The sequence below is a fragment of the Candidatus Frankia alpina genome (assembly GCF_902806485.1).
GTDB classification, from domain to species: Bacteria; Actinomycetota; Actinomycetes; order Frankiales; family Frankiaceae; genus Frankia; species Frankia alpina.
Map to the genome: position 1 here is coordinate 1 of NZ_CADCWT010000227.1, position 7,609 is coordinate 7,609.

Genomic DNA, 7,609 nt, shown 5'->3' on the forward strand with positions numbered 1-7,609 from the left:
ATCCGTCACCAGATCGCTTGAAACCACAACTCAACGACACCTAACAAAGCCCTACTAGCCCCGTGCTGGTGGCCGTGCCGGGTCGACGTCGGGTTGCCGGCCGCGTCGTAGCCGATCGTGGCGGCGCGCAGCTCGGTGCCCGCCGGGGAGAACTGCGCGACGCGCACCGCCCGGCCGGCCGGGTCGTAGGTGGTGCGGGTGGCGCGGCCGAGCGGGTCGGTGACCGAGGTGAGCCGGCCGGCCAGGTCGTGGCCGTAGGTGGTGAGGTTGTTGCCCTCGTCGCGGCTTTCGACGAGGTCGCCGGCGTCGTTGTAGACGGCGGTCTGCGACGCGCCGGAGGCGGTGTTGACGGGGGTGACGACCCGGGTGACGTCGCCGGCGCCCTACCTGTGGTCGGTGTAGGTGGTGAAGGTCGCCGACGGGGAGCGTTCGGTCGCGGTCGTCGCCCAGACGCGGTCGAGGTCGTCGTAGGCGGCGAACGACCAGGCGCCGAGCGGGTCGACGGTGGACAGCACGTTGCCGACGTCGTCGTAGGTCCACGACTCGGTCGGGGTGAGCGCCGAGCCGCCGGGCGGGGTGTAGGGCTGCCCGGAGCGCTGCGTCACCCGGCCGCGCACGTCGTAGACGGTCGTGGTGACCATGCCGCGGGCGTCGCGGTCCTGGGTGACCTCGCCGAAGGTGTTGTAACCGGTGTCGACGGTCTGCTGCTGGTCGCTGGGGCTGTTGCCCCACTCCTCCACGGCGACGGGCGGGGACTTCACCTGGGCGGTCAGGCCGGCGGCGTTGACGGTGACCGTGTTGGTGTAGGCGGCGTTCGGCGGGCCGCCGGCGACGTAGCCGCGCGGGTCGGTGCCGGCGGTGAGGAAGCCGCGCTGGTCGTGCTGGAAGCTGGTGACGAAGGTGGCGGTGCCGTCGCCGAAGACGGTCGCGGAGGTGGGCCGGGAGGCGTCGTCGTAGGCGGCGTCGACGCGTTCGGTGGCGCTGGTGCCGGCGGCGCCGAACACCGTCGAGGTGACGTTGTCGTTCGCGTCGTAGGTGTAGGTGGCGGTGCGGGCGACGGTGGCGGGGGCGATCGTGCTGGTGGTGGCCCGGCCGGCGGCGTCGAAGGCGGTCTCGGCCTTGCGCAGCCCGCCGCCGCCGGTGACGGCGACCGGCTGCCCGGCGGCGTCGTAGGCGCGGTCGGCGAGGACGATGTCGCGCGCCGACGAGCTCGACAGCGTCCCGGTGGCCAGGTCCGGCGGCCGGTAGCCCTGCAGGATCTCCTGGCGGGGCAGGTCGTCGAGCCAGTACGTGTGGGTGACGGTGCGGCCCTCGGCGTCGGTGTCGGAGGCCAGCCGGCCGGCCGGGTCGTAGGCGCGGGAGTCCAGGACGACGTCACGGGGGGGAGGAGGCGACCGGGTCGTCGACGAAGTCCTTCAGCGTCGTCGTCGCCGGCAGGTTCTTGGCGGTGTACATGTAGGCGGTGACGGTGCCGTTCGGGTCCGTCGAGGTGGCGACGTTGTTGTTGTCGTAGGTAAGGGTCGTCGTCGCCGCGAGCGGGCTGCCCGCGCCGACGGTCATCGACGTCTGGTTGTCGGCGCCGTCGTAGGCGTAGGTGGTGCTGCGGGTGGCGTCGCCGCCGGTGGAGTCGGCAACGGTGGTCTGGGTGAGATTGCCGTCGAGGTCGTAGGTGTTCGTCGTCACCGCGGTGTGGGTGACGTTCGTAATCGGGTTGAGCACGCCCGGTTCGGTGGTGGTGGCGAGCCGGGAGAGCTTGTCGTAGGTGTTGGTGGTGGTCAGCCCGGACGGGAAGCTGTCGGAGATCTCCTTGGCCGTCAGCCGCCGGCCGAGCTCGTCGTAGTCGTACCGGTGGACGAGGCCGACGGGGTCCTGGTCGCGGCGTAGGTCGCCCTTGCTGTCGTAGCCGAAGGTGACGGTCTTGCCGCGCGGGTCGGTCATCGAGGCCAGCAGCCCGCGCGGCACGGTGCCGCCACCGACGACGGCCGTCTCGGTGCCGGTGGTGAACGTCCAGCTCTGCGTCCGCCCGGTGGGGAAGTCGGCGGTGGCGGGGGTGCGTTGCGTGACGAGGTTGCCGAAGGCGTCGTAGGTGTAGGCGGTGCGGTAGGTGTCGTCGGTGGGTGAGGCGGAGCGGGCGTCGCGGTAGGCGGTGATGAGGTCGTTGCGCGGGTCGCCGGGGGCGCCGAGGAAGTAGGCGTAGTACTCGGTGAACAGCACCGGCGCGGTGCCGATCATGGCGCGGGTGGTGGTCCGGCCGATGACGTTGCCGCGGGTGTCGGTCTGCAGGCGCAGCAGGTTGCCGTTCTCGTCGCGGATCTGGCTGAGGAAGCCTCGGTCGTTGTAGCTGAACGTCCGCTCGTCGCCGCCGTCGCGGTGGGCGACGAGCTGGCCGTTGCGGTAGTCCCAGTCGGTGGGGTGGCCCTTCGGATCGGTGATCCGGATGGTGGTCGTCGCGCCGGTCGCGAGGACGGCGTAGGTGGTGCGTTTGCCGCGGCCGTCCTCCCGCCAGGCGACGGTGCCGTCGGTGTTGTAGCCGATCTTGGTGTCGATGGTGCCGCGGGGCAGGGTGACCTGGCTGAGCCGACCATTGGCGGCGTAGGCGTAGGTCGTCGGGGTGCTGGTGTGCGGGGCGGTGACCGAGGTGAGCTTGTCGCCGCTGTAGCCGTAGGTTCAGGTCAGCGGGCCACTGTAGGCGGCGACGGATGCCGTCGACGCGGAGCTGATGTGGCCGCCGGACCAGGCGAAGGTGATCGCCCGGCCGGAGGTCTGGTTCGTTGTGGAGGTCAGCCGCGCGTCGCCGTCGTAGTTGAGCACGACCTGGCGGCCCGACACGTCGGTGATCTTCGCGAGACGGCCGTCGGAGCGGAACGCGTAGGAGTTGCCGGCCTTCTCGGCCAAGGTCGTGGCCGCGGTGAAGATCATGTTGTCGATGCGGCCGGCGCCGGTGGACTCGGCGAACGGGCCGACCCGGGTGCCGTAGAGCACGGCCGGGCCGTTGGCGGACAGGATCTGGGTGCCGTTGCGCAGCACCTGGATCTGCGGGCCGTTCGTCTCGACCCGCAGCACGTCCGCGGCGGTGCAGCACATTCCGGCCGCGGTGGCGACGGTGGTCTCCACGCCGTCGTCCCGCTTGATCAGCTGCCAGGAGTTCGCGCGGGCTGGGCAACGAGGCGCCAGAAGTTGTTGGCGTCGGCGGAGCGGAAGACGAGCCCCACCCCGGCCTGCGCGACGGGCATCGCGAAGGAGAAGGCGCCGTCCGCAGCGCCTACGACGGTCGCGGTGTTGCGGGTGCCGGCGGCGGCCAGGTAGGCGGCGATGCTGAACGCGATGTCGCTGGCCGAGCCGACGACCCGGTTGTTGCGCAGCACGGACAGCAGGCCGCCGGACATCGTGACCGCGTAGGTGTCACTCGCGGCGCAGCAGGCGTTCGCGATCGTCGCGACCTGCGTCTCCGACCCGCCGACCCGTTTCGCCAGCACGAGCGAGTTCGTGGACGGCTGGACGTACAGCATCCACATGTTGTCGATGTCCTGGACGCGAAACGCGACGCCGACACCGTCCTGAGCGACGGGGACGGTGAACCGCAATGTGCCGTCGGCCGCCGCCGGCATCACCGCGGCGTTGCGCTGCCAGATCGATCCGGATACCAGGTAGGCGTTGTTGTCGGAGATTCCCCAGGTGCCGTCGAGAAGCTGCCAACTCTCACCGTCCACCCGGTGCCGAACAGGCCGTTTGCGTCATTGCGACTGTTGTAGGTGCGGTCCAGGGACAATGCCGGTCCGACCGCCGCGGTAGAGGCATCGGTCACCGTCGCGACATAGTTCTGGGTGAGCGGGTGGACCTGCGCGACGGGCGGGACGTAGGGGTCGTTGCCGAGTTGGGACTGCACCGGCGGCTGAGCCAGTGCGGGGCGCAGGGCGATAGGTCCTGTCCAGGCGCTCTGGATGGCACCGTCGGAGACCTGACCACGCCAGTAGTAGATGGTTCCCCAGGTCAGGGCCCCGGTGGGCGGCTGCCAGGTCGATCCGGCCTGGAATCCCGACGTCCAGCAGGTGCCGGAGGCGGCGTCCGCGCCCGTGCAGAGCTGGAAGACGATCGGCGCGGTGCTGGAGACCGTCAGCGGCATCGAGAGGTAGTCGATGCCCTGGCCGGAGAACCAGGAGACGCCCGCCTCCTTCATGTCCCAGCGGATTTCGTAACTGCCGGCCGGCAGCGGGTCGATGGCGGCGACCAGATCGATGCTTGCGCCGGGATTCACCGTGGTGGGCAGGTTCGTCTCGGCGCCCTCCTGGTCGTACAGGACGCCGTTCTGGTACACGTGGTAGGAGAGTTTGTAGTTGCTGTTCGCCGGCCAGGGGTTCTGCCCGGTGTTCTTCACCTGGATGGTCGTGGTTCCCGAGGTCGTCGGCGTCATCGGCGTGACCCACTGCGGCACGCCGTTCGGGTAGGAGTATTCAGCGCCGTAGGGAGACCATTCGATCTCGAGTTTCGGCCGCAGGTCGGACGGCGGATCCGCCGGATTGCACCAGCAGTCGTTGGAGTAGTACGCCTTCAGCGCCGCGCCGTCCGTCTCCGAGGCGGTGAGGGCCAGCCCGAAGTTGGCGTTCGCGTCGTGGGTCCAGGTGTTGACCAGATCGCGCAGGCGGGTGTCGTCGTGACCGATGGTCGCCCAGGCCGCGGGGCAGGCCGACAGGTCACCGTCGTGGGCGAAGGTACTCTCGGCGACGACCGGGCCGAGGGTGGCGCCCGGCCAGGTCATGTTGCCGCCGTACCAGGGGATCGTGACCTGCCGCAGGTACGCCGGGTACGGCGTGCAGCCACCGGCGGAGTCCCAGTTCACGATCTTCACGTGGGCGTTGACGACGTTGGCGCCGGTCAGGCCCGGCTGGCCGGGGAAGCTCAGGTAGCCGCGCACGACGTCCGAGCCGAAGACACCGGCGCGGATCGCCACATCATTGGCGTAGTTCGTCTGCGGATGGGCCGAGAAAACATAGGTGTCGTCGGCGCCGGTCAGCAGGGTCGTCACCGTCGGGTCGACGTTGACCGGGTAGACCCGTTCGGGGTCGGCGAGCCACGCCCGGTCAAGGTCGACCTGCAGCGCCTGGCCGCCGTCCTTCGTGGTGACCAGCCGGTAGGCGACCCCGCGGTAGGTGGCGTGCAGGCCGCCGGTGGTGCGGGAGTCCTCCATCCAGCCCGGTGGGATCGCCGCGCGGACCGTGCCGGCGCCGTCGGCCAGCAGGACCTGGTCGCCGTCGTCCCGGGCGGTGAGCCCGGTCAGCGCCAGCGGGAACGTCCAGGTGGTCGGCGCGTCGGCCGACCGCAGGACGATGACCTCCTTCAGCCCGTCCGCCGTCGGGCCGAGCTGAAGGTCGGCCGAGTCGCGTACTGAGGCGAACGTCGCCTTCGAGCCCTCCACCCGGGCCCGCACCGACGATGCCTCGGCGACCCCGAAGCCGAACGACATGCCCTCACCGAGCTCGATCCGCCCGACCTGCGGATCGGACGCCGCCGCGGCGACCTCGACCGGATGCTCGGTCGCACGCGAACGCAGCCGCCCCGCCGGCGTGACCGGCTCGGATGCGCCGCGGGCGGATCGCGCCCGCGGCGCCGGTTCGCCGTCACCGAGCGTTGTGAGGAGGTGACGGTCGAACGGATCGTGGCGAGGTTCCCGGGTGCGTTGCTAGATCGCGACCTCCTCGCGGGCCTCGCGACGGGCGAGCTCCTTGCGCACGATCGGGATGATGTAGCGGCCTGTGTCGATGGCATCGCCGATGTTGCCGAGGGTCGGCAGCGAGATCACTTCCGCACCAAGCTCGGCGTATCGGACGAGCGCCTCCGCGATGGTCTCGGGCGAGCCGACCAGGAACGACGAGGCACCGCCGGCCCCGGCGATCGATCGCGGAGTCCAGAGCACACCGCCGTCATGTGTCTCGCCCTCCTGCGCGATGTCGCGCAGACGCTGCGAGCCCACGTTCGGCAGGTTGACCTTCAGCACCTCGCCGTAGTGGGCCTTGGCCTGCTCGACGAGCTTGCGAGCCTTGCGCTGCGCCAGTTCGTCGGTCTCGGCTACTATCGGCCGGAAGGTGACCCAGAAGCGGATTTTGCCGGTCCGGCCGACCTTCCGCGCCTCCTCGTAGACCCGGTCGATCTGCTGCTTGGTCTGCTCCAGCGGCTCGCCCCACAGCGCGAAGATGTCCGCCTGAGCGCCGCCCGCCGCATAGGCGTAATCCGACGATCCGCCGAGGGAGACCGGTATCGGCTCGCCGGAATAAGTCTGGTAACCGGGCCCGAAGTCATCGAAGTCGTAGAATTCGCCGTGGTGCGAGAACGGCTCTTCCTTCTTCCACACATCCCGCAGGATCTGCACGAATTCGGCGGAGCGCCGGTAGCGAGCATCTTTCTCGAGGTAGTCGCCCTGCCGCTGCTGCTCCTCGTTGCTCGAACCGGAGATGATGTGGACCGCCATCCGCCCCCTGCCCAGCTGATCGAGGGTGGACAGCGCCTGGGCGGCAACCGTCGGGAACGATGTGTTCGGCCGCACGGCGACCATCGGCTTCAGCCTCTCGGTGTAGGTGAGGATTTCAGCCGAGCGGACGTACTGGTCAGGACCCGCCGAGTGGTAGGCCACCAACGTGTAGTCGAACCCGAAATCCTCCAGCGTGCGCGTGTATCGACGGACGTACTCTGGGTCGAGCTTGCCACGCCAGAAGTCAGCCGCAATTCCCTCGCCCGGCTCACGCCAGCTAGCGGCATTGACGAATTCGACCGGCATCATTGTCCTCCTGCTTCGGGTTCATTCGACGACTGCCGTGACGACGCGCGTACGTCGACGCGGTGGTAGCAACGTGCACGCCCTCGCGCAGGCGGTCTCCGAGGCGACTGCCCCCGGGTCTGGCCGTTCGGGCGATCTCAGGGTGTCGGACGGGCGTCGCGCGCGGCGGCGAGCCCCTCCGACACCGCCTCCACCACGGCGCCCTGCTGATCGGTCAGGTAGAAGTGGCCGCCGGGGAACACCTTCAGCTCGAACGAACCGGTGGTGTGTTCGCGCCAGAGCTCGACCTCGGCGAGCGTCGCCTTGGGATCGGAATCCCCCACCATCGCGACGACCGCAGTACTGATCACCGCGTCGCGCGGCGCGCGATACATCTCGATCGCCTGATAGTCGGCACGGGTCGGCGGCAGCACCATCTCGACGAGTTCGGGATCGGCGAGCACCCGCGGATCGGTTCCCCCAAGCTCGCGCATCTCCCGGAGAAAGCCCGCGTCGTCACGGCGGTGGACGGTCTCGAACCGTTCGACCGACGGCGCCCGCCGCCCCGAGGCGAACAGCACGAACGGCACCGGTCCCCCGGCCGCCGCGAGCCGGCGGATGACCTCGAAGCCGACGATCGCCCCCATGCTGTGCCCGAGGAAGACCAGGGGCCGGTCGGCCAGGGGGACGAGAACCTCGGCGATCCGGTCGGCCAACGGCGCGATGGACCTGTGCGCCGGCTCGGCCCGCCGGTCCTGCCGTCCCGGATACTGCACCGCCTGCACCTCGGCAACCGATGACAATGGAGTTTTTCCGAAACCCGCGATGGCTGATTCGAATCAGATCGCCGGGATCGTAAAT

At 69.8% G+C, this 7,609-nt stretch carries 8 protein-coding genes; 1 reads left to right on the forward strand and 7 read right to left on the reverse strand.

Features of this window, described 5'->3' with window-relative positions; all coding sequences use genetic code 11:
* Positions 1-383 precede the first annotated feature (383 nt).
* The gene (locus tag G6R25_RS19165; protein ID WP_163554069.1) at positions 384-1,004 is read right to left on the reverse strand and encodes a hypothetical protein; all 621 of its coding nucleotides are present in this window, start codon (positions 1,002-1,004) and stop codon (positions 384-386) included.
* Positions 1,005-1,041: 37 nt separating this feature from the next.
* Here G6R25_RS19165 and G6R25_RS29070 point away from each other — a divergent pair, with 37 nt between their 5' ends.
* Positions 1,042-1,173, forward strand: coding sequence for a hypothetical protein (locus G6R25_RS29070; RefSeq protein ID WP_268904185.1), 132 nt, complete (start codon positions 1,042-1,044; stop codon positions 1,171-1,173).
* A 201-nt stretch (positions 1,174-1,374) separates the two neighbouring features.
* On the opposite strand, the gene G6R25_RS19170 is transcribed toward G6R25_RS29070, so the two are convergent.
* The 6 genes from G6R25_RS19170 to G6R25_RS19195 all read right to left on the reverse strand — a co-directional run bounded on the left by G6R25_RS19170 (position 1,375) and on the right by G6R25_RS19195 (position 7,533).
* The gene (locus G6R25_RS19170) at positions 1,375-2,232 is read right to left on the reverse strand and encodes an RHS repeat protein (protein WP_163554070.1); all 858 of its coding nucleotides are present in this window, start codon (positions 2,230-2,232) and stop codon (positions 1,375-1,377) included.
* Positions 2,233-2,667: 435 nt separating this feature from the next.
* A complete protein-coding gene (locus G6R25_RS19175; protein WP_163554071.1) occupies positions 2,668-3,114 on the reverse strand; it encodes a hypothetical protein in 447 nt (148 codons plus the stop codon).
* Between the two features lie 17 nt (positions 3,115-3,131).
* Positions 3,132-3,710 (reverse strand): hypothetical protein, encoded by a 579-nt coding sequence (locus G6R25_RS19180; protein WP_163554072.1) that lies wholly within the window; start codon positions 3,708-3,710, stop codon positions 3,132-3,134.
* Complete coding sequence (locus G6R25_RS19185) at positions 3,608-5,461, reverse strand: DNRLRE domain-containing protein (RefSeq protein ID WP_163554073.1); 1,854 nt, start codon at positions 5,459-5,461, stop codon at positions 3,608-3,610. Before G6R25_RS19185 ends, G6R25_RS19180 begins: the two co-directional genes overlap by 103 nt.
* A 216-nt stretch (positions 5,462-5,677) precedes the next feature.
* Entirely contained in the window at positions 5,678-6,769 is a 1,092-nt protein-coding gene (locus G6R25_RS19190) for an LLM class flavin-dependent oxidoreductase (RefSeq protein ID WP_163554074.1), read from the reverse strand.
* A gap of 137 nt (positions 6,770-6,906) precedes the next feature.
* Positions 6,907-7,533, reverse strand: coding sequence for a thioesterase II family protein (locus tag G6R25_RS19195; protein WP_268904186.1), 627 nt, complete (start codon positions 7,531-7,533; stop codon positions 6,907-6,909).
* Positions 7,534-7,609: the final 76 nt, after the last annotated feature.

What these genes read in the sequence shown, in the direction of transcription:
- G6R25_RS19170 (WP_163554070.1), bottom strand. Translation starts at nt 2,232, where the DNA reads ATGATCGGCACCGCGCCGGTGCTGTTCACCGAGTACTACGCCTACTTC.
- G6R25_RS19185 (WP_163554073.1), bottom strand. Translation starts at nt 5,461, where the DNA reads ATGTCGTTCGGCTTCGGGGTCGCCGAGGCATCGTCGGTGCGGGCCCGG.
- G6R25_RS19190 (WP_163554074.1), bottom strand. Translation starts at nt 6,769, where the DNA reads ATGCCGGTCGAATTCGTCAATGCCGCTAGCTGGCGTGAGCCGGGCGAG.